Origin of the sequence: Stenotrophomonas sp. LM091 (genome assembly GCF_001806305.1) — a bacterium.
GTDB classification, from domain to species: Bacteria; Pseudomonadota; Gammaproteobacteria; order Xanthomonadales; family Xanthomonadaceae; genus Stenotrophomonas; species Stenotrophomonas bentonitica_A.
In genome coordinates this window covers 4,061,010-4,082,089 of record NZ_CP017483.1, presented here as the reverse complement: position 1 = coordinate 4,082,089, position 21,080 = coordinate 4,061,010, and the positions used below count along the sequence as shown (strand labels likewise).

The window sequence follows — 21,080 nt, the reverse complement described above, 5'->3', positions numbered from 1 at the left end:
GGTTCGCGGGGGACGCCGCAAGCCCCACCCCGTCCGGCCCAGTCGACAAACCTGCTTTTAGCGTTTGACCTAGCTAAAATGACCGGCATGAGCACCCCCACCTTCCCGTACGACACCGCGCGCCTGAGCGAGCTGGCCCAGCTGCTGATCGACAACGTCCGCGAGCTGGCCCACGCCGGGTGGACCCCGGCCACCAGCAGCAACTTCTCCCACCGCCTGGATGACCGCCATGCCGCGATCACCGTGTCCGGCAAGGACAAGGGCCGGCTGGTGGAGGACGACATCATGGTGGTCGATTTCGACGGCAAGGCCGTCGGCCGGCCGCTCCGCCCGTCTGCCGAGACGTTGCTGCACACCCAGCTGTATCGCCGCTTCCCGGAGATCGGCTGCGTACTGCACACCCATTCGCCGGTGCAGACCATCGCCTCGCGGCTGTATGCGCCGCAGGGCCATATCCGCCTGGAAGGCTACGAGCTGCTCAAGGCCTTCCACGGCAACAGCACCCACGAGATGGCGGTGGATGTGCCGGTGTTCGCCAACACCCAGGACATGGATGTGCTCTCGGCCCAGGTCGATGCCCTGCTCGACACCCAGCCGCTGTGGGGCTACCTGATCGATGGCCACGGCCTGTATGCCTGGGGCCGCACCATGGCCGAGGCACGCCGCCACATGGAAGCCTTCGAATTCCTGCTCCACTGTGAGCTGGAGCTGCGCAAGCTGCGCGGCTGATCGCGCTCAGATTCCTGAAGAGAATCTGTATTCCGCGCATCGGCATCAGTGCGTCGCCCCCACCCCGGCGCCGCACTGGTACCCTTTCCTTTCCCTCTTCGCCTCGATGCCGCCGCCATGAGCCGACTCCGCATATTTGATGACACCGCCCCGGATGTCCCGCTGTTCGACAGCCGGGATGGCGAGGCGATCGCTGCCGAACTGACCCCGATCGGCGTGACCTTCGAGCGCTGGCAGGCGGCCCATGAGGTCGCACCGGGCGCCAGCCAGGACGAGGTGTTCGCCGCCTACAAGGTCGACATCGACCGGCTGGTCGCCAAGCACGGTTTCAAGAGTGTGGATGTCGCCTCGATCGCGCCGGACAACCCCAACCGCGCCGAACTGCGCAAGAAGTTCCTGGACGAGCACTTCCACAAGGAAGATGAAGTCCGCTTCTTCGTCGCCGGCTCGGGGCTGTTCACCCTGCACGTGGATGGCAAGGTCTACGAGATCGAGTGCGTGAAGAACGATCTGATCGCCGTGCCCGATGGCATCACGCACTGGTTCGACATGGGCGAGGAGCCGAGCTTCGTGGCGATCCGCTTCTTCACCGAGCCGGATGGCTGGGTCGGCCATTTCACCGGCAGCGACATTGCCCAGACCTTCCCGCGTTACCACCCCGCACAGCACCAGGCCGACTGATCCATGCCGCATCCGACCGTCATCCTCACCGATATCGAGGGCACCACCAGCAGCATTTCGTTCGTCAAGAACGTGCTGTTCCCGTATGCGCGCAAGGCGCTGCCGGCGTTCGTCGCCGCGCATGGCCACGAGCCGCAGGTGCGCCGCTGGCTGGATGCGGTGGCGGTCGAGATCGGCGGCGCCTGCCAGGACAGCCTGATCGTGGAGACGCTGCAGGGCTGGATCGACCAGGACCGCAAGCACACCGCGCTCAAGGCGCTGCAGGGCATGATCTGGGAAGCCGGCTACCGCAATGGCGACTACAAGGCGCACTTCTATCCCGAAGTGGCCGCCGTGCTGAAGGGCTGGCATGCCGAGGGCAAGCCGCTGTACGTGTATTCCTCCGGCTCGGTCCCGTCACAGAAGCTGTTCTTCGGCTTCAGCGAGGCCGGTGACCTGACCGGGCTGGTCTCGGGCTGGTTCGACACCGAGGTTGGCGGCAAGCGTGAGGCGGACAGCTACCGCCACATCGTCGAGGCGATCGGCGTGCCGGCCGGGCAGATCCTGTTCCTGTCCGACGTGGTCGAAGAGCTGGATGCCGCGCGCGACGCCGGCCTGCAGACCCGTCTGCTGGATCGCCTGGACGACTACCCGCTGCCGCGCAGCGGTGAGGCCACCCACGGCCACGACCGCGTCGAGAATTTCCAGCAGATCACGCTGTAAGACCCCCCATCGGCAGAGCCACGCCATGCGTGGCTGCGTTTGGCGCGATGCCGGCACCGCGCCAGCCACCCATGGGGTGGCTCTACCTTGCGTTGGCCAGCGAGGTGAGGCGGAGGGTGCGGCGCAGGGTCGGCAGGTCCGCTTTACTGCCCAGGCGGATGGTGACCGTCTCGCCCGGCACCAGGTCCAGCGCGTTGTCGTCCAGGGTGGCATCCACGCTGTCGAAGTCGATCCACAACGCACGCACCAGCTTCGGCGCACGCAGGGTCAGCACGGCACCCTCGCCGTCCGCGCGCAGCGTGCTGTCGATCTTCGCCGGTGACAGCGCCAACGCCTTGGCCGGTGCGAAATACACCACCTGCTGCGACAACAGCGTGGCGCCATCGAACAGCTCGACGACCGCCACCGTGCGGGTGGGATCGGCGCCCTTCAACAGGTCCGCGTCGGCAAATCGCCCCACCTCCAGCGCGGACAACGGCGGCAGTGCCACGGTATGCCGCTGCTCGCTGCGCGGCGCGCCATCGAGATCCATCACCCGCATCCGCCACGTCGCCTGCAGGCCCTGCTGACGATCGTTGAGCAGGCTCACCCGGGTCACGCCTTCGTCGCGCAGTGCGGCCACCGCGTGGTCGGCGAAGAACCGTTTGGCGTGGAAGTGCAGCGCTTTCCAGCGGCCGGCGTAGTCGATGCTGGACCACGAGGCGCCCGGCCACACATCGTTGAGCTGCCAGTACAGCGAGCCCATCGTGTACGGCCTGGAGGCGCGGTGATGCAGCGCGGCGAGCTGGATGCCGTCGGCCTGCATCACCTGGCTCAGATACACGAAGGCCGGGAAGTCGCGCGGCGTGCCGTACTCCTCCTCGATGTACTTGAGCAGGCGCTGGTTGCCCTCGCCTGCCATGAATTTCTGGTGCGCGCGCACCGTCGGGCTGTCCACCTGCTGTTCCGCGGCGGGAATGATGCCGTCCAGCGTGCGCATCACCGGCCAGGCCTGCAGCCCGTACTCGGACATGAAGCGCGGCGTTTCGTGCAGGTAGGCGGTGACCGGCAGGGCCGGATTGCCCCACACCTGCCAGTAGTGCTTGTCGCCTCGGGTGGAATCGTTGGCCTTCTCGTCCAGGTCGTTGCTCGGCGAGCTCGACCAGTACGGCACGCCCAGGCCCTCCTCGGCCACCACCTGGCGCAGGTCATTGCCGAACAGGTCCACGTAGCCCTGCCAGACCTTCGCGGCGAACGCGGGATCGGCGGCGGTCAGGTCGCGGCCGTGGCCCCAGTCCTTCCACGCGGTTTCTTCTTCGTTGTTGCCACACCACAGCACCACGCTGGGGTGATGTCGCAGGCGCCGCACGTTGTCGCGCGCCTCGGCGACCACGTTCGCGCGGAAGTCCGGATCGTAGCCGGGCTGCATGCCGCCCCCGAACATGAAGTCCTGCCAGACCAGCAGACCGAGCTCGTCGGCGATGTCGAAGAACACGTCATCTTCGTAGTAGCCGCCGCCCCAGTTGCGCAGCATGTTCATGTTGGCATCGCGCGCAGCGGTCAGCTCGCGCCGGATCCGCGCCGCGTCCACGCGCGCCGGGAACATGTCGAACGGGATCACGTTGGCGCCCTTGGCGAAGATCGGCACGCCGTTGATCACGAATGCAAACCCCTGCCCGCCGTTGCGGTCCACTTCCCGGCGCAGCTCGACGGTGCGAAGGCCGGTGCGCTGCTCGATGCGGGTCGCGTCTCTCGTGCCAGGGGCCAGCGTGGCGCGCACGGTGTAGCGCGCCTGCTCGCCCTGCCCGGCCGGCCACCAGCGCCGTGGCTGCGGCAGCGCGACCGGCATGACGATCCGGTTGTCACCGGCCTTGAGCAGGGCTTTGCGGTCGATGCGCGCCACGCGCTTGCCGTCCGGATCCAGCACCTCGACCTGCACCGCTGCAGTGCCGACGGCAGCACTTTCCACCTCCACCGCAACCTCAAGGTCCGCCCGCGTCGCATCCAGGGCGCGGGTCTGCACGGCCAGCGCGGTCAGGCGCTGCGCGTCCCAGCTCTCCAGTCGCACTGGGCGCCAGATGCCGGCGGTCACGTATCGGGGGCCCCAGTCCCAGCCGAAGTGGTAGCCCGGCTTGCGCACGAAATTGCCGACCATCGCGTCTTTTGGCTCATCGCCATAGGGCGAGGGATAGTTGCCGGCGATCTTGTGCGGCATCGCCTGCACGCCCGGCAGCAGGGTGCGGATCGGCGAGCGCAGCACGATGCGCAGTTCATTGCCGCGCGCGCGCAGCTTCCCGTCGACCCGGGCCCGCCAGGTGCGATGGCTGTTGTCGGCCTGCAGCAGTGGCTGACCGTTGAGGGTGACCGTGGCGAACGTGTCCAGCCCGTCGAACGCCAGCTCGGCATGCGCACGGGCGAGCGTGCCGGCATCCACATCGAACCGTGCGCGGTACTCCCAATCGGCCAGGCCGATCCACTGCAGGCCGGCCTCCGGGGCGCCGACGTAGGGATCCGGAATCTGCCCCTGCGCCAGCAGGTCGGTGTGCACGGCGCCGGGCACCTGCGCCGGGCGCCACTGTTGCAGGCCGGGGTGCGCGGCACCGCGCGCGTCGCCGGGTAGCAGGCGGAATGACCACTCCGCCGCCAGCGGGGCGGCTGCCACGGGCAGTGCCCAGGCGGCCAGCAGGACCAGCATCAGCCAGCAGGCCGGTGCAACGACATGGAGACGGCTGTGCATGCGCATGGGGATCTGCCTGGCTGCGGGAGCAGCCGACCAACGGTCGGCTCTACCGGGTTGGTGCAGCCGACCGGCGGTCGGCTACCGATTCAACGCACTACGTTGAGCACTTCGTAGCACGCGCCCATGGTGTGGTAGTCGGTCTTGCCGGCCGGGCTCTTTTCATCGCTGTACTTGCGGTTGTCCGCGTCCAGGATGCGATACCAGGCGCCGTAGCGATGATCGATCATGTGCTGCCAGGCGTAGCCCCACAGTTTGTCGTACCAGTCCCAGTACACGGCGTCGCCGGTGCGCTTGGCCAGCAGCGCGGCGGTGGCCAGCGATTCGGCCTGCACCCAGAAGTACTTGTCGTCATCGCACACGCTGCCGTCCGGGGCGAACCCGTAGTACAGCCCGCCGCGTTCGGCGTCCCAGCTGCGTTCCACCGCCACATCGAACAGATGCCGCGCGGTCGGCACGAGCCAGTCGGCCTGTACGTGGCGATCCAGGATCAGCAGCAGCTTGGCCCACTCGGTCTGATGGCCCGGCTGGAAACCCCAGGGGCGGAACAGATGCTTGGGATTGTCGCGGTTGTAGTTCCAGTCGATCTGCCACTGGGTGTCGTAGTGCTCCCACACCAGCCCGTCGCCCTGCGCCGCCTGGCGGCGGGTCATGTGGTCGGCCAGCAGCAGCGCACGTTCCAGGTAGCGCTGCTCGCCACTGGCCTCGAATGCAGCCAGCATCGCTTCGCACATGTGCATGTTGGCGTTCTGGCCGCGGTAATCGCTGAAGGTCCAGTCGGCGTCGGCTTCGTCCTTGTACAGGCCGAACGCCGGCTCCCAGAAGCGCGTCTCCAGCAGCTGCCAGGTCTCGTCCATCCACGCACGGGCCTCGTTGATGCCGGCCTTCAGCGCGCAGCTGTAGGCCAGCAGCACGAACGCCACGCCGTAGCAGTGGTTGGTCGCATCTTCGACCACCCCATCGCGCAGCGTCCAGGCGTAACCGCCGGTCGCCGGGTTGCGATGCACTTCGCGCAGGTAGCGGAGCCCGTGTTCGACCGCGGCCAGGTCCTCCGGCTTGCCGAACTCGCGGTAGGCCATCGCGTGGTTGAACACGAACCGGGTGCTGCTGACCAGATGACGATGGCTGGCGTCGTAGACGCTGCCATCGTCACGGTAGTAATGGAAGAAACCGCCCTTGGGGTCGATTTCATGCGGCTGGTAGAACGCCATCGTCTGCGCGATATGGGCGCGCAGGAACGCGGGCGAGCGGAAATCGGGGGTCGGCGGAACCGGCGTGGTCATGCGGCGTCATCCTGTTGTTGCTGGAGCAGGTGCTGGACTTCATCACGGCTGGGCATCGCGGCGAAGGCGCCCTTGCGGGTGACCGCGAGCGCCCCGACGGCCGCACCGAAGCGGATCGCCTCGACCAGCGCGGCGGGGTCCTCGCAGAAGGCGGCAAAGCCCGTCCCGTCGCCACCGCGCTCGCCGATGCCGAACAGCAGCCCGCCGACAAAGGCATCGCCCGCCGCAGTGGAATCCACCGTGGTGACGCGGAAGCCGGTGAGTACGCCGTGGGCGTGGCGGGTATGCCAGCGGATCGGCGCGGCACCATCGGTGATCACCACCGCCTGCGCCTGCGCGGCGAGCAGACGCGCGACCACGGCGGCGTCACCGCCCGGCACCGAGACCGCCAGATACTCGAGTTCTTCGCGCGAAAGCTTGACCAGATCGGCCAGCGACAGCGCTTCCCACAACCGCGGCAACGGGTCGACACCGGTCGGCCACAGCGCCGGGCGCAGGTTGAGGTCGAGGCTGACCATCGCACCGGCCTGGCGCGCGCGGCGCATGCCCTCCAGCGTCGCCTCGGCGATCTCGGCCTCGGTCAGGCTGTTGGAGCACACATGGAAGCTGCGCGTGCCTTCAAAGCAGTTCGGATGGAAATGCGCGCTGCGGAACAGCAGGTCCGCCGCCGGCGGGCGGTAGAAGCTGAAGCTGCGTTCGCCGCTGGCATCCAGGGCAACGAACGCCAGCGCGGTCTTGGCCGCGTCGGTGCGTACGATGCAGTCCGTCGCCACGCCGGCACTGGCCAGGCTCTCGGCGAGGAAGTCGCCGAACATGTCCTGGCCGAGCATGCCGGCAAAATGGGTGTCCGCACCAAGCCGCGCCGCAGCAACGGCGACGTTGGCGGGCGCACCGCCGGCATACTGCAGGAAGGCACGCGGGGTGTCCGGGGTGGCCGGCGGTTGGGCAAGTAGATCGATCAAAATCTCGCCGAAACAAACAATCTTGGACATCTTGGCCTCAAGCTCCCTGGCGGATTCCAGCGGCCGGGCGCGAGCCCCACAGGCCGTAGAAGATGATGTAGCCGTAGCACAGCAGCGGCAGGATGAAGGACGGCTGCAGGCCGATATGGTCGGCCAGCTTGCCCTGCAGGACCGGGATCAGCGCCCCGCCGACGATCGCCATGATCAGCAGGCTCGACGCCTTGGTGGTCAGCGTGCCCAGGCGTTCGATGCTCAGCGCGAAAATCGTCGGGAACATGATCGAATTGAACAGGCCGATCGCCACCACCGAGTACAACGCCACCTGCCCCTGGGTGAGCATGGTCAGCGCCAGCAGTGCCACGTTCATGCTGGCGAACAGGGTCAGCAGCAGACGCGGCGAGAAGCGGGTCATGATGGCAGAACCGGCAAAGCGGCCGATCATCGCCATCGTCCAGTAGGCAGAGACGTAATGCGTGGCCTGCTGTTCGCTGAAGCCACCGATGTTCGGCAGCGACAGGTAGTTCACGAGCACGCTGCCGACCGCCACTTCCGCACCCACGTAGAAGAAGATGCCGAGCACGCCGAACCGGACGTGGCGGTGACGCAGCGCCTCCATCAGGGTGTGCTTGTCGCCGCTGTTCTGCTCGGTCGTCTCATTCAGTGCCGGCAGGCGGAACAGATAGACGAACACGGCAAGCAGGACCAGCGCGATTGCCAGGCCGACATACGGGCCCTGCACCGACTGGGCTTCCTGGGTGCGATAGGCCAGCTGTTCGGCCATCGGCAGCACATTGATCTCGTCCGCACTCTTGACGGTGTTGCCCAGGATGAGCAGGCCACCGAAGATCGGCGCGATCGCGGTCCCCAGCGAGTTCAGCGCCTGGGCCAGGGTCAGTCGGCTCGACGCCGTCTGTTCCGGACCGAGCAGCGCCACATACGGGTTGGCCGCCACCTGCAGGACAGTGATACCCGTGGCCAGCACGAACAGCGCACCCAGGAAGGCTTCATACACGCGCAGCTCGGCCGCGGGCCAGAAGCCGAGCGCGCCCACTGCGGCGATGGCAAGGCCGGCCACGATGCCGTTCTTGTAGCCCAGCCGTGCGACCAGGCGACTGGCCGGCACCGACATCAGGAAGTACGCGCCGAAGAAGGTGAACTGCACCAGCATCGCGCGGGCGTAGGTCAGATCGAACACGGCCTTCAGATGCGGGATCAGGATGTCATTGAGGCAGGTGAGGAAGCCCCACATGAAGAAGATCGTGGTCGCCACGGCCAGCGCAACGCGCGTGTTCACCACGGGCGCGGCGGAGGATGAGGATGGGAGGCGGGGCGTTGGAGAGATGGGCATTCAGGTACGCGCCTCAGTGCGCGAGCAGGTGATTGGGGGAGCCATCAGACAGTCATCGCGCCGCTGCTCTCGCGAACGCGGAGCTGGACCGGTGCAACGGTACGGGCCGGTGCGGCGTCGGGATGATCCAGACGCAGCAGCAGCAGTTCGGCGGCCTGTCGCCCGCGTTCGCGCGGGTTGACGGTCAGCGTGGTCAGCGGCGGCGATGCCACCGAGGCCTCGGAAATATCATCGAAACCGGTCACCGCGAAATCGCGGCCCGGCTGCACGCCACGCGACGCCAGGCCCAGCATCAGGCCCAAGGCGACGCTGTCGTTGTAGCAGACCGCTGCGGTCGGCACGGCATCCAGCGCGAACAGCTCGCCGGTGCGCGCGGCCGCATCCAGGCGGCTGGGCGAGGTTTCAATCAGCCACTCCGGCTGCACCGGCATGCCGGCTTCCACCAGGGCCTGCGCATAGCCGGTACGGCGCTGATGGCAGGAACTGGACACCGCATGACCGCCATAGAACGCGATGCGGCGGTGGCCCTGCTCGATCAGATGCCGCGTGGCCAGATAGGCACCCTGCTGGTTGTCCAGGGTCAGGAAGTCCCAGTCGGCACCGGGCAGCTCGCGGTTGAACAGCAGCACGTTGGCGTGCCCGAGCACCTGGCGCAGCTGCCCGGCATCGCTGCCTTCGGCGGGCGACAGGATCAGCCCGGCCGGCATGTGCTCCATCAACGTGGTCAGCACTGCCTGCTGCCGCTCCGGCGATTCACCGGTGCTGCCAAGCAGGGTCACGAAGCCCTTGCCGCCCAGCGCTTCGTCCACCCCGGAGGCGAACTCGGCGAAGAACGGGTTGGACAGGTCGTTGATGACCAGCGCCACGCTGGACGAGGTACGCCGGCGCAGATTGGCCGCGCCACGGTTGTAGACATAGCGCTGGCGCCGCAGTTCGGCCTCCACCTTGGCACGGGTGTCGACATTCACCAGCGGGCTGCCACGCAACACCAGCGAGACGGTCGCGCGCGACACGCCGATCGCTTCGGCGATGTCGGTCACGGTGACCGCGCGCGTGCCTTTGCCGGCGGGGGTGGCCTTGTCTTTCATCGGGTCGTCGGGTTCCTCAAGCAAGGTGCAAGCCTAAACGATCGCATTGACCAGCGGTCCGTGCCCGTGCCGGCGGTCAGCCCCGGTGGGCTGGCCACGGCACGGGCCGGTGCGTGGCTCATTCGAGCACCGCGCCCGGGGTGGCGCAGAACGAGGCCGGCAGCGCCTCGGCCTGGGTGCCCCAGCCGTTCTCCGGCGCGGTGCCGCCCAGCGCGAAGGCGATGGTGCCACCGCGCTGCAGCTGCGCCCAGTCCAGCCACACCGGCGCATGCGCGCGGCCATCGACCTGGACATTCTGGACGTACTGCAGCTTGCGGCCGTCGGCGCCCGGTGCCTTCAGGGTGAGCGTCCTGCCCTGGCCCAGATCGATCTCGGCGCGGGCGAAGCGCGGGGTATGCAGCAGGAACTCGCCGCTGCCCGGCACGGCCGGGTACAGGCCGAGCGCGCTGAACAGGTACCAGGCCGACATCGTGCCCAGGTCATCGTTGCCGGTGACCCCGTTGGGCGCGTTGGTGAACAGCTGCTGCGCGGCGCGCACCACGGTGGCGGTCTTCCACGGCTGGCCGATCAGCGTGTACATCCACGGCGCATGCAGGTCCGGCTCGTTGTTCGGGTTGTAGCGGTACTGGTTGTAGTAGCTGTACGGGCCAACCACCCATTCCTTGCGTGCGGCGGTCAGCGGCGAGGTCACCAGCGCGTCGTAGGCGAAGAACGTGTCCAGGCGGCGAGCGGCCTGCTCGCGGCCGTGCATGGCCTGGACCAGCCCGGGCACGTCCTGCTGCGCCAGCCACTGGTACTGCCACGCGGTGCCTTCATGGAAGCCATGGTGCGAACGCGGGCTGTACTTGCCATCGGCCGGCAGGTACCACGCGCCATCTTCCATGCGCGGCCGCGGGAAGCCGTTGAAATCACCCTCCTCGTCGCGCACCGACGGGTCCCACACCTTGTGCCAGTTGCGGCCACGCTCACGCAGCACGCCGGCATCGGCGGCATGACCGAGGCCATCGGCCATCTGCGCCAGCGCGCAGTCGGCCAGTGCGTACTCCAGCGTTGCCGAGCCACCGTGGTGCGGGTCCACGTCCATGCCCTTGGAGGGGAAGGCGCGGTCGTACTGCACGTAGCCGTTGGCCAGGTAGCTGGGGTTACCCGAACGACCCGCATGACGCGAGTTCATCGGCGGCACTTCGAACGCGTTCTTGCGCAGCGCGGTGTAGGCCTCGCCCTCGCGGCCGGCCAGCGCGCCGAAACGCCACAGGTCGACCAGGAACGGCGTCACCGGATCACCGGTCATCACGTTGGTTTCGAAGTTGGCATAGCCCCAGCGCGGCAGCCAACCGCCCTGCGCCTCGATGGCCAGCAGCGTGCGGCCGATGTCGCGCGCGACCTCCGGCTTGGTCAGGGCCAGCCACTGGTTCTGCGCGCGGTAGGTATCCCACAGCGAGAAGTACTCGTAGTAGGTCCAGCCGTCAGCGCGATGGATGTTGTCGTCGTAGCCACGGTAACGGCCGTCGGCATCGCTGCCGGTCAGTGGCTGCAGCAGCGCGTGGTACAGCGCGGTGTAGAGCACGGTACGGTCATCGTTGCTGCCGCCCTGCACACGCACGGCCGCCAGTTCCTTGCGCCACTGCTGCTGTGCCATCTGCCGCATCTGGTCGAAAGCAAGCAGGCGGTCGCCCTGCATGCCATCGCTGCGCAGGTTGGCGCGCGCGCCTTCGGCATCCACGTGGGAGATCGCGCTGACTGCGGTCACCGCGCGGCCCTTGCCCAGGTCGAAGCTGAGCCAGGCGCCACTCGGCTTGAGCTCGCCTTCCATGCCATGGCGGGCGCCGGGCAGGCCACCGCCCTCGCCCCAGGTGCCGAACGACTTGAACGGGCGGTCGAACTCGATGCGGAACCAGGTGGTGTACTGATGGCCACCGCAGAAGCTCCTGGTGACCAGCTTGCCTTCCACGGCGCGGTCGCCGACCACATCGACCACGCTGCCGATCACCGAATGGCGCTCGTTGGCCTGGCCGAGGTTCACCAGCACGTGGCCGGTGCCTGCATCGGCGGCGAAGGTGTAACGCTCGGCCGCGGCACGGGTGCGTGCGGTGGCTTCGGCATCGATGCCGCCGTAGTTGGTCAGGCGCACCTTGTAGTAGCCCGCCTGCCCGACTTCCCCGTCGTGGGTATAGCTGGAGGCGTAGCGCTTGTGATCGAAGCTCTTGGCGTCGTCGGTATTGAAGTCGCCGCCCGGGCCGATGCTGCCGGTCACCGGCAGGACCGAGACCTGGCCGCCCTGCTCCCAGCAGCCCGCACCGGAGAGGAAGGAATGCCCAAAACCCCGGATCTTCGGATCGTCGTAGCGCCACCCGGCGTAGTGCTCACCGATCGGGCTGACCTGGATCAGGCCGAACGGCGCCGAGGCACCCGGGAACGTATTGCCATCGTCCTTGCTGCCGATGAAGGTGTTGACCTCGCGCTCCAGCGCGGCGGGCGCGGCCTGCAGCATCAGCGGCGCGCAGCTCAGCGCCAGCAGGCAGGCCAGCCCGGCGAGCGGGTGGCGGCGGGCCGGGATGGCGCCGGCGGCGGAAACGACGGAAGGACGGTGAGAAAGACGGGTCACGGACACGGACTCCTTGGCGGACGTGGCGGCAGCGCGAACCAGTGGCGGCGGGCGCCTCTAATTCCCTGGACTGGGCGACCCAATCCACACCCCGGTGAATTTAGATCGATTTAAGTAAAGCACGGGAATTTCAATCGATGCATTCTGCGCTGCAACATCGAGGACCGATCGCCAGCACCCCGCCCTGCCCGAGCCTGCCCGAGCCTGCGCAGTGCCTGGCAGTGCCCGGTGCCGGGGGCCGACATTCCGCCTCATCGGCCGATATAGCGGGCTGAAGCCCCGGACCCAGCAACATTGCGGGATCGGCCGGGGTCAAGCGAAAGCACGCCCCGCGTCCATATTGCGGAGCAGCATGCTTCCCTCGCGCGGTCGTGCTAAAAATCCCCCGCCAATCGTTTAGATCGATCCAACTTAAAACGGTCACGATTGCCGGAAGTGGGGAGCCGGGGGACTGCCCCACGCGATGCATGCGGGACGCGCCAGGCAACTCGACGCTCGAGATAATTTGGCTCCACCCATTAGATCGATTCAAAGAATTCGTATCGCCACCGTTTCAATCCAGGAGAGGGAGAGAGTGGAATGAAGATGTCACGCATGCACCGCCGCGTTGCGTTGTCCGCGGCCATTGCCAGCGCGTTGGCCACGGCCGTCGTGCCGGCCGCGCTCGCGCAGCAAGCCACCCCGGCCACGGGTACACCCGATGCCACCACGCTCGACAGCGTGACCGTCACCGGCTACCGCTACGCCATCGAAAAGAGTCTGCAGCAGAAGCGCGACGCCAACGCCGTGGTGGAAGTGATCACCGCCGAAGACGTGGGCAAGTTCCCCGACAAGAACGTCGCCGACGCGCTGCAGCGCGTGCCTGGCGTGGTCATCGAGCGCAGCGGTGGCGAAGGCAAGACCGTCAGTGTCCGCGGCCTCGCTCCGGACCTGACCCTGACCCAGTTGAACGGCAACTACGTGGCGACCTCGGAAACCAACAACGAGGCCACCCGTTCGTTCAACTACACGCTGCTGCCGGCCAACATGCTTTCCAGCGCCGAGCTGTTCAAATCGCCGGAGGCCCGCCTGGATGAAGGCGGCATCGGCGGCACCGTGATCCTGCACACCCGTCGCCCGCTCGACATGGAAGCCAACTCCGGCTACGTGAACCTGGAGGGCACCTCCTCGGACACCAGCCACGACGTGGATCCGCAGACGTCGGCGCTGTACTCCTGGCACAGCAAGGATGAGCGCTTCGGCGTGCTGGTCGGCGCGACCAAGCAGACCCGCACCAGCCGCACCATGCAGGCGAGCACCGAGGACTACCAGTGGTACGGCAACGGTACCGACGCGGTGGATGCCTACGGCAATCCGCAGCTGCAGGACGGTATCCACTACTGGTGGGGCCAGTCCGGCTTCAATGACCAGAGCGGCCGCAACTACAGCGAATTCTTCATGCCGACCTCGGTGAACTTCGCCGTGAAGGAAGAAAAGCGCGAGCGCACCGGTGGCCAGTTGACGTTCCAGTTCAAGCCGACCGACAACCTGACCCTGACCGCCAATTACTTCCGCTTCGAGCTGGAAGGCAATTACACCCAGAACATGTTGAAGATCCCGGAATGGAACCTCGCCCGCTTCAACGGCGACGGCAACTGGGACGGCGGCCGCCTGCTCAACGGGCTGAACTTCGATCCCTCCGGCAGCATCGTGACCGGCGCGCAGTACGAAAAGCTGGCTGGCAAGACGTATTACTGCAGCGAAGAACAGGCTGCGGCCGCCGGCATGGCGCCGGGCGGCTGGGGTCCGGACGACTGCACCATCCCCACCCCGCAGCTGACCGGTACCTACAGCAAGGAAAAGGCGCTCTCGCAGACCGGTGACCTGACCGTCGAGTGGGATATCAGCCCGCTGTGGAAGGCCTCCTTCACCGGTGGCCGCACCTGGTCCGAAGGTGGCCCGTCGATGAACTTCGGCATGTCCGCCAAGCCGCGCCGCCAGGTCGACGGTGTGTGGCAGTCCGGCAACACCTACAGCGCATGGGATCTGACCGGTACGCCGAGCGCCACCTTCTCGCCGAACCTGCAGGACCAGTTGATGGCCGGCATCGCCGAGATCGACACCGGCTCGACCGGCTCGTCGTGGATGCAGACCGAGGTCAAGCAGAACTACTTCCAGGCCGACTTCACCAAGCTGTTTGAAAGCGGCTGGCTGGACTCCATCCAGTTCGGTGCCAAGTACCGCGACGGCGATGTGCACCGCAATACCGGCAACACCTACTGGGTGTGCCAGGGCAAGGATCCGGCCGACTACGACAACAACCGTTACCAGGCCGGTTGCGATGCCACCGCCGGTGTCGCCCAGCCGGGCTTCTTCCTGTCCAACCCGATCAGCAACATCGCCGGCGGCTTCAACGCCAACGTGTTCCCGGGCATCAACTACCCGGCCTACATCAACTACCTCAACGAGAAGTACGGCGGATCGCACAGCCGCAAGGAAGAGGACTTCGTCTACAACGTCAACGAGAAGATCTACTCGGGCTACTTCCAGGCCAACTTCCGTACCGAGCGCGTGCGCGGCAACGTCGGCGTGCGCGTGGTCCGGACCAAGCAGTTCGCCGAATCCAGTGACTCGGTCGAGAAGTTCAACGACTACTTCCAGGACAACGCCGCCGGCTCGCCGATGGGCTGCAACGATCCTGCTGCCGCGCCGCTGATCGCCTCCAACACCGGCTATGTCTGCCAGAGCGGCTTCGTGCGCCTGCCGGATGGCCTGGCACGCGAGAAAACGTACGCCTTCACCTCGATGGACAAGACCTACACGGACTTCCTGCCGAGCTTCAACATCGCCTGGGACATCACCGATACGTTGGTGCTGCGCGGTGCGGCCTCCAAGGTCATCGCACGCCCGAGCTACACCAGCATCGCTGCGCCGGGTGCGCTGAACTACATCAGCGAGGAGTACAGCAACGACCGGCGCGTCGCCGGTGGTACCGACACGCCCGGCTGGTACGGCTATGGCAGCAACAAGAACCTGGAACCGTTCGAAGCGACCCAGTTCGACGTCGGCCTGGAGTGGTACTTCAAGCCCGGCGCGGTGGCGGGCCTGGGCCTGTTCCGCAAGAACGTGGACAACTTCACGGTGCCGGTGGTCCGCGACCAGCAGATGAATGTCGGCGGAGAAACGGTCACGGTGCAGAAGTACGAGACCCAGGCCAACGGCCGCGATGGCGTCTCCCAGGGCGTGGAGCTGTACGGTCAGTACACCTTCGACACGGGCTTCGGCATCCAGGCCAACTACACCTACAACGACACCAACCTGGCCGCCATCGTGCTCGATGGCGAAGAGATCGGTTCCTCGCCGCTGGTGGGCAGCGCCAAGAACCAGGCCAACGTCACCCTCTTCTACGAGAACGAGAAGTTCCTGGCACGCGCGTCGTACAACCGCCGCGGTGAAGTCGTGGGCGGTCCGGTCAACGGCATGAGCCAGTACTCCGAACCGTACGACCAGCTGGATCTCAACGTGGCCTACAACTTCACCGAAGCGCTGACCTTCACCGCCTCGGTGCTGAACGCGACCAAGTCCGAGCAGCGCATCCATCTGGGCAACGACACCAAGGCCCGCCTGGTGTCCAACACCTACACCGGCCGCCAGCTGTACTTCGGCGTGAACTGGAAGTTCTAAGCGTCATCCGCCCCCGCCTCCGGGCGGGGCAACGGTCCTCCACGGCAGCTGCGCTTTCACAGGCGGCTGCCGTTTTTTTAATCCAGCGCCGCGCGCAGTGCGCTGACCTGCGCCGCGTCGGTGACGGTCCAGTCCGGCGACAACCCGATCAGCGCCGGATTGTGATGGCGCATCGCCGAATGGTGTGTGGTCTTCGCCGAGGCATGCAGTTCGAGGCACCCACTGCGCTGGGCCAGCTCCACGATGTTGCCCGCCGTAATTCCCGCCCCGGCCATCAGTGATAGCCGATCACCTGCCTGCGCCATCAAGGCGGCCAGGACATCAGCACCGGCCAGCGCACTGGCCTGCCCGCCCGAGCTCAGGATGCGATGGCACCCCAGCGTCACGATCTGCTCCAGCGCCGCGGGCAGATCACGCGCGGCATCGAAGGCGCGGTGGAAGGTGATGCCGAGCGGACCCGCTGCGGATACCAGTTCCCGGCACAGCGGCATGTCGATGCCGCCGTCGGCATCCAGCGCACCGATCACCACGCCATCGCAGCCGAGTTGGCGGCAATGCGCGATGTCGCGCAGCATGATCTCGGCCTCGAGCGCGGTGTAGCGAAAATCCCCGGGCCGCGGCCGGATCAGCACGAACAGGGGAATCCGCAGGCGATCACGGGCGACCGCGATGCTGCCCTGCGACGGGGTCGTGCCGCCCTCGGCGAGGTTGTCGAACAGTTCGACCCGATCCGCCCCGCCGTGCTGGGCCGCCAGGGCGGAGGCCACCGAATTCGAGGCGATCTCCAGCAACCGGCGCGGCGCGCTCACGTCTGCTCACTCGTGTACACCGAGGCCGAATCACGCAGATCGTCCTGCCGGCCCTTGTCGCAGACCGCGTAGACGAAGCCGCGGTGCAGCGCATACGCGCCGACCTCACCGTGCTTGTTCAAGGCGAGGAAACAGACCTGCAGGGTCCTGCTCGCCTCGGGGCGCTTGCGCACCACCCGCGCGATCGCCTCGCGGCAGGCCTCGGCCGGCGAACGACCCTGGCGCATCAGCTCGACCACCAGGAACGAGGCGGCATTGCGGATCATTTCCTCACCCACGCCCGAAGCGGTGGCGGCACCGACCTCGTTGTCCACGTACAGGCCCGCCCCGATGATGGGGCTGTCGCCCACGCGGCCGTGCATCTTCCAGGCCATGCCACTGGTGGTGCAGGCACCGGCCAGACGCCCCTGGGCATCGATGGCGAGCATGCCCAGCGTGTCGTGGTTGCTGCTGTCGCCGGGACGGCTGCGCCGCTCGGCATTGATCTCGGGGGTGTACTGCGCGGTCTTGAGCCACTCGCGCCAGGCTTTCTCGGCTTCCGGGGTGAGCAGCTTCTTCCGCTCAAAGCCCTGCTGCACGGCGAACTGCTGTGCGCCCTCGCCAACCAGCATCACGTGCGGGGTCTGCTCCATCACCCGCCGTGCCACCGAGACCGGGTGCGCGATATCACTCAGCGCCGCCACCGAACCACAGCGACCATCGCCATCCATGATGCTGGCATCCAGGCTCAGCACGCCATCACGATCGGGATTGCCGCAGCGCCCGACCGTGGGATTGCACAGATCACTCTCGGCCCAGCGCGCACCGGCTTCCACGGCATCGAGCGCCGAACCACCGGCCGACAGCGTTTTCCAGGCGACCTGGTTGGCCCCTACGCCGAAATCCCAGGTGGACACCACCCGCGCACCGGCGGCGGAACGCGCCTGCAGCGTCGGCAGTGCGAGGGCGCCAGCGGCCAGGGCACCGGCCTGGAGAAATCGCCTGCGGTCAGTCATGGGTAGGTCTCCAGCGAACGGGCAAGGAAAGAATTACACGACGATACAGCGATGTTCCGCGTGCCAGACCGCCGCGCCAAGAACGCCCAGCTCGCCGTGGTCCACCCGCCAGATCGGCACCTGGCGCAGCACCTCGTGCATCACGCCCTTGGCCAGGAAACGCGCGCGGAAACGGCCATCACGCAGGAAGCGATCCACCCGCGTGGAGATGCCGCCCGCCAGATAGACCGAGCGCGCACCAAAGGTGGTGGCCAGGTCGCCGGCCAGGCTGCCAAGCCAGGCGCAGAACACCTCCAGCGTTTCCACCGCCACCGGATCCACGCCCTCGTGCGCGGCGGCGATCAGTGCCTCGGTGCTGGTCCAGTGCGGTGTGACGCCACGGATATCGCACAGGCAGGGATACAGGTTCATCAGGCCGCCACCGGACAGCACGCGCTCGTTGTCCACGTGGTCCCAGCGCTGCAGCAGGCGCGAGAGCACCTCCAGCTCCAAAGGATTGCAGGCATTCAACGCGGCATGGCCGGCTTCACTGGCCAGCACCGGTCGCTCGCCGCCTTCAAAGCGCAGTGCCGCGCCCAGCCCGGTGCCCGGCCCCAGCACCAATGCCGGCCAACGCGGACCCGCGCCGGGATCGCCATTGAGGGCCACCATGGACTCCGGCGCTACGTGCGGAATCGCGTAGGCCACTGCTTCGAAATCGTTGATCAGCGCCAGCGAAGCCAGCCCCGAATCGTGACGGGTCTGCGCGACCGAGACCGGCCACGGCAGATTGGTGTTGACCAGGTGATCGCCGTCCAGCAGGCCGGCAATCGCGACCACCGCATTGTCCGGCGCGGCGGGCAGCGTGGCGATGAAATCGGCCAGGATCGCGGCCAGGCTGGGGTGCTCGGCACAGGCATAGCGCTGAAGACCGCTCAGCTGTGGCGCTGCACCAGCGCGCACGCTGGCCAACGCGACGCGGGCGAAGGTACCGCCGACATCGGCCACGATCAGCGTGTCAGGGAGGGAATCCCGCTGCGCCGCGGTCGGCGACACCTCAGGTTGAGCCGGAACCGGTACCGCTGCGCTCACTCGCTTGCCTTGGTTGAATCGATTGAATCCCGGCGATTCTCAGGCATCGCCGGGGGATTGCAAAGCCGCGCCTGCCATACAGCGCCGTACTGAAACGACCGCGCCGCGCTCAGGGCTTGGCGGTCTGCAGGCGGTAGCTGGTGCTGGCCGTGGCGGTCGGGCCATCGCCCTGCACCGCGCGCACTTCCACCTTGTGCTCCCCCACCGCAAGGTGGGTGGGCAGCGCGCCGCGCCACAGGTGCGGCGACGGCGTGGCTTCGGGCGAGCGGTCGAACCCGCGCAGGCGCTCGGCGGTATCGTCGGCGACGTTTTCCTGCAGCAGGCGCGGGTCCGGCTGCTCGACGCGCTTCATCGGCTGCCAAGCGCCATCGTCCACGCGGTACTCCACCAGCGAATCGGCCTGGCCCATGAACACGTTGGCGTACACGCCCCACGCCGGATACGCGCCCTGGCGCAACACCTTCGGCGCATGCAGGGCGATCTGGTAATCGTCCGGCGCGCGCGCCACGTAATAGCGCAGCCCGTACTCGCCACCGGGCTTGACCGAGAGCACCGCGTAGCCATTCGGGGTGCCATCGCTCATGGTGGCATCGGGGATCCCGCTGCTGTCCTTCACCCCGGACCAGAACGCACCGCAGGCGGCGCCCACGTTGTATTCGTGCAGCGGCTTGCGGCCCTGCCAGCCCTCGGCGGCACCGTGGTAGTAGTGCTGCTGGGTGTGGCTGTGGCCGCTGAGCACCAGCACGTTCGGGAAGTCCTTGAGCAGCGCGAACAGGCGCGTGCGGTCCGCATGGCGGAACGTCTCACGGCCCGGCGCCGCATCGAACAGCGGGATGTGCATGCCGAGCACGACCAGGCGATCACGCGGCAGGCCCTTGAGGTAGTTGCCGAGGAAGGTGAACTGGTCCGCGCGCAGCCCGCCCACGTAGCTCGGCTTGGCCTTGGGGTCGTAGACCACGTCATCGAGGAACACGAAGCTCGCCCCGCCCTCTTCCACCGCGTAGGTATCCGGCCCGTAGACCGCGCGCCAACTGTCCAGCGAATGGGCATCGTTGCCGGCGTCCATGTCCAGGTCGTGGTTGCCCGGCACGTGGAACCACGGCACCTGCAGCTGGGCGGTGACCTTGTTGATGTCCGGGTACAGGCTCAGGTCGTCGTTGACGATGTCGCCCAGCGTGGTGCCCAGCCGTGCCGGGTGCTTGCCGATGATCGGCTCGACGATGGCGCGCTGGTAGTAGCCGATGTCCTGGCGGCTGGCGGTCTGCGAATCGGTGAATACCAGCATCTCGAAGCCGTTGCGCGCGGCATCGGTGCCCTTGGCCGGCTCCAGCGCGAAATCCCAGTTGCGGGTGGCACCGCCGGTGGCACGGATGCCGTCGTACTTCAGCTTCGGCGAGCCCTGCGGCGCATAGTGGCGCCAGTAGGACGGCAGTCCGTTGGCAGCGGCCGGGAAACGGTACTCGTCCGGCTTGATCACGAACACCGTCTGGCCCTCGCGCACCGGCAGGCTGTAGCTGCCGTCGGCGGCGGTGCGCACGATCGTTTCACCGTTGGAAACCTGCACGCCGGCCAGGCCGGGATCGGTCGGGCCGCGGCCCGGCTTGCCGTCGCGCTCCTGATACACCTTGCCGGTAACGGTCGTTTCAGCAGCCCAGGCAGGCGAAGTCATCAACAGCAGGCAAGCCAGCCAGGCGGCAGTACGGGTCATCGGGGGTGGTCCGGTCGGGGGTGGGGAATTGTAGAGCCGCACATCATCGCCTGCACCGCGTTTCACCGACGTTAAACGATGTGCAGCCCGGGCTTACCCCGCGTGGCGCGCCGCCAGCACCGCGACCGCGTCGTCCAGCGACAGGCCACGCGCCCGCAGCAGCACGGTGAGGTGGAACAGCAGGTCGGCCGACTCGCCGAGCAGCGCCTCGTCATCCTGCGCCACGCCGGCCAGCGCCGTCTCCACCCCCTCCTCCCCCACTTTCTGCGCGATGCGGCGGGTACCGCCGTCGAACAGCGAGGTGGTGTAGCTGCCAGCCGGGCGCTGCTGCTCGCGCTCGCGCACCACGGTATCCAGCCGGCCCAGGAAGTTGCCCGGCGCCTGCGGGAAGCAGCTCTCGCTGCCGGTATGACAGGTGGGGCCGGCCGGGCGCGCACTGACCAGCACGGTGTCGTTGTCGCAGTCGATCCGTATGGCGGTCACCGCCAGCACGTTGCCGGACGACTCGCCCTTGGTCCACAGCCGCTGCTTGCTGCGGCTGAAGAAGGTCATCTGCCCCGTGGCCAGGGTCTGCTCCAGGGAGGCCGCATTGGCATAGCCCAGCATCAACACGCGCAGCGTGTCCGTGTCCTGCACCACCACCGGCAGCAGGCCATCGCCCTTGCCCCAGTCCAGCTGCGCCAGCGCCTCGCGCGACGGCCGCACGTCGATGGAATTCAC

General features: G+C 67.3%; 15 protein-coding genes. 4 read left to right on the top strand and 11 right to left on the bottom strand.

Annotated features, from left to right (window positions below):
- Positions 1-87 precede the first annotated feature (87 nt).
- The 3 genes from BIZ42_RS18170 to mtnC all read left to right on the top strand — a co-directional run bounded on the left by BIZ42_RS18170 (position 88) and on the right by mtnC (position 2,112).
- A complete protein-coding gene (locus BIZ42_RS18170) occupies positions 88-729 on the top strand; it encodes a methylthioribulose 1-phosphate dehydratase (protein WP_026069746.1) in 642 nt (213 codons plus the stop codon).
- A 117-nt stretch (positions 730-846) separates the two neighbouring features.
- Positions 847-1,410, top strand: coding sequence for an acireductone dioxygenase (locus BIZ42_RS18165; protein WP_019182986.1), 564 nt, complete (start codon positions 847-849; stop codon positions 1,408-1,410).
- A 3-nt stretch (positions 1,411-1,413) separates the two neighbouring features.
- Positions 1,414-2,112, top strand: a complete 699-nt coding sequence (gene mtnC, locus BIZ42_RS18160) for an acireductone synthase (protein ID WP_070427278.1) — start codon at positions 1,414-1,416, stop codon at positions 2,110-2,112.
- An 82-nt stretch (positions 2,113-2,194) separates the two neighbouring features.
- Here mtnC and BIZ42_RS18155 read toward each other — a convergent pair whose 3' ends face one another.
- The 6 genes from BIZ42_RS18155 to BIZ42_RS18130 form a co-directional block, all read right to left on the bottom strand.
- On the bottom strand, positions 2,195-4,834 hold the full coding sequence (locus tag BIZ42_RS18155; protein ID WP_070427277.1) for a glycoside hydrolase family 2 protein: 2,640 nt from the start codon (positions 4,832-4,834) through the stop codon (positions 2,195-2,197).
- A gap of 83 nt (positions 4,835-4,917) precedes the next feature.
- Positions 4,918-6,111: an AGE family epimerase/isomerase gene (locus tag BIZ42_RS18150; protein WP_019182989.1), complete on the bottom strand. Its 1,194-nt coding sequence runs from the start codon at positions 6,109-6,111 to the stop codon at positions 4,918-4,920.
- Entirely contained in the window at positions 6,108-7,103 is a 996-nt protein-coding gene (locus BIZ42_RS18145; RefSeq protein WP_070427276.1) for a carbohydrate kinase, read from the bottom strand. Before BIZ42_RS18145 ends, BIZ42_RS18150 begins: the two co-directional genes overlap by 4 nt.
- Positions 7,104-7,110: 7 nt before the next feature.
- Complete coding sequence (gene fucP, locus BIZ42_RS18140) at positions 7,111-8,421, bottom strand: L-fucose:H+ symporter permease (RefSeq protein WP_019182991.1); 1,311 nt, start codon at positions 8,419-8,421, stop codon at positions 7,111-7,113.
- A gap of 44 nt (positions 8,422-8,465) precedes the next feature.
- Positions 8,466-9,509 carry a LacI family DNA-binding transcriptional regulator gene (locus BIZ42_RS18135; protein WP_019182992.1) on the bottom strand — a complete coding sequence of 348 codons (1,044 nt, stop codon included), beginning with the start codon at positions 9,507-9,509 and terminating at the stop codon, positions 8,466-8,468.
- Between the two features lie 118 nt (positions 9,510-9,627).
- A complete protein-coding gene (locus BIZ42_RS18130) occupies positions 9,628-12,000 on the bottom strand; it encodes a GH92 family glycosyl hydrolase (RefSeq protein WP_237393609.1) in 2,373 nt (790 codons plus the stop codon).
- Between the two features lie 693 nt (positions 12,001-12,693).
- On the opposite strand from BIZ42_RS18130, the gene BIZ42_RS18125 reads away from it, so the two are divergent.
- Positions 12,694-15,777 carry a TonB-dependent receptor gene (locus tag BIZ42_RS18125; RefSeq protein WP_019182994.1) on the top strand — a complete coding sequence of 1,028 codons (3,084 nt, stop codon included), beginning with the start codon at positions 12,694-12,696 and terminating at the stop codon, positions 15,775-15,777.
- A 77-nt stretch (positions 15,778-15,854) separates the two neighbouring features.
- Here BIZ42_RS18125 and BIZ42_RS18120 read toward each other — a convergent pair whose 3' ends face one another.
- The 5 genes from BIZ42_RS18120 to hisIE all read right to left on the bottom strand — a co-directional run bounded on the left by BIZ42_RS18120 (position 15,855) and on the right by hisIE (position 21,080).
- Positions 15,855-16,586 (bottom strand): copper homeostasis protein CutC, encoded by a 732-nt coding sequence (locus tag BIZ42_RS18120; protein ID WP_070427275.1) that lies wholly within the window; start codon positions 16,584-16,586, stop codon positions 15,855-15,857.
- Complete coding sequence (locus BIZ42_RS18115) at positions 16,583-17,581, bottom strand: N(4)-(beta-N-acetylglucosaminyl)-L-asparaginase (RefSeq protein WP_070427274.1); 999 nt, start codon at positions 17,579-17,581, stop codon at positions 16,583-16,585. The genes BIZ42_RS18120 and BIZ42_RS18115 overlap by 4 nt, the downstream gene beginning before the upstream one ends.
- Before the next feature lie 33 nt (positions 17,582-17,614).
- A complete protein-coding gene (locus BIZ42_RS18110; protein ID WP_070427273.1) occupies positions 17,615-18,616 on the bottom strand; it encodes a glucokinase in 1,002 nt (333 codons plus the stop codon).
- Positions 18,617-18,761: 145 nt separating this feature from the next.
- Entirely contained in the window at positions 18,762-20,360 is a 1,599-nt protein-coding gene (locus BIZ42_RS18105; protein ID WP_070427272.1) for a calcineurin-like phosphoesterase family protein, read from the bottom strand.
- A 93-nt stretch (positions 20,361-20,453) separates the two neighbouring features.
- Positions 20,454-21,080 (bottom strand): bifunctional phosphoribosyl-AMP cyclohydrolase/phosphoribosyl-ATP diphosphatase HisIE, encoded by a 627-nt coding sequence (gene hisIE / locus BIZ42_RS18100; RefSeq protein WP_172838084.1) that lies wholly within the window; start codon positions 21,078-21,080, stop codon positions 20,454-20,456.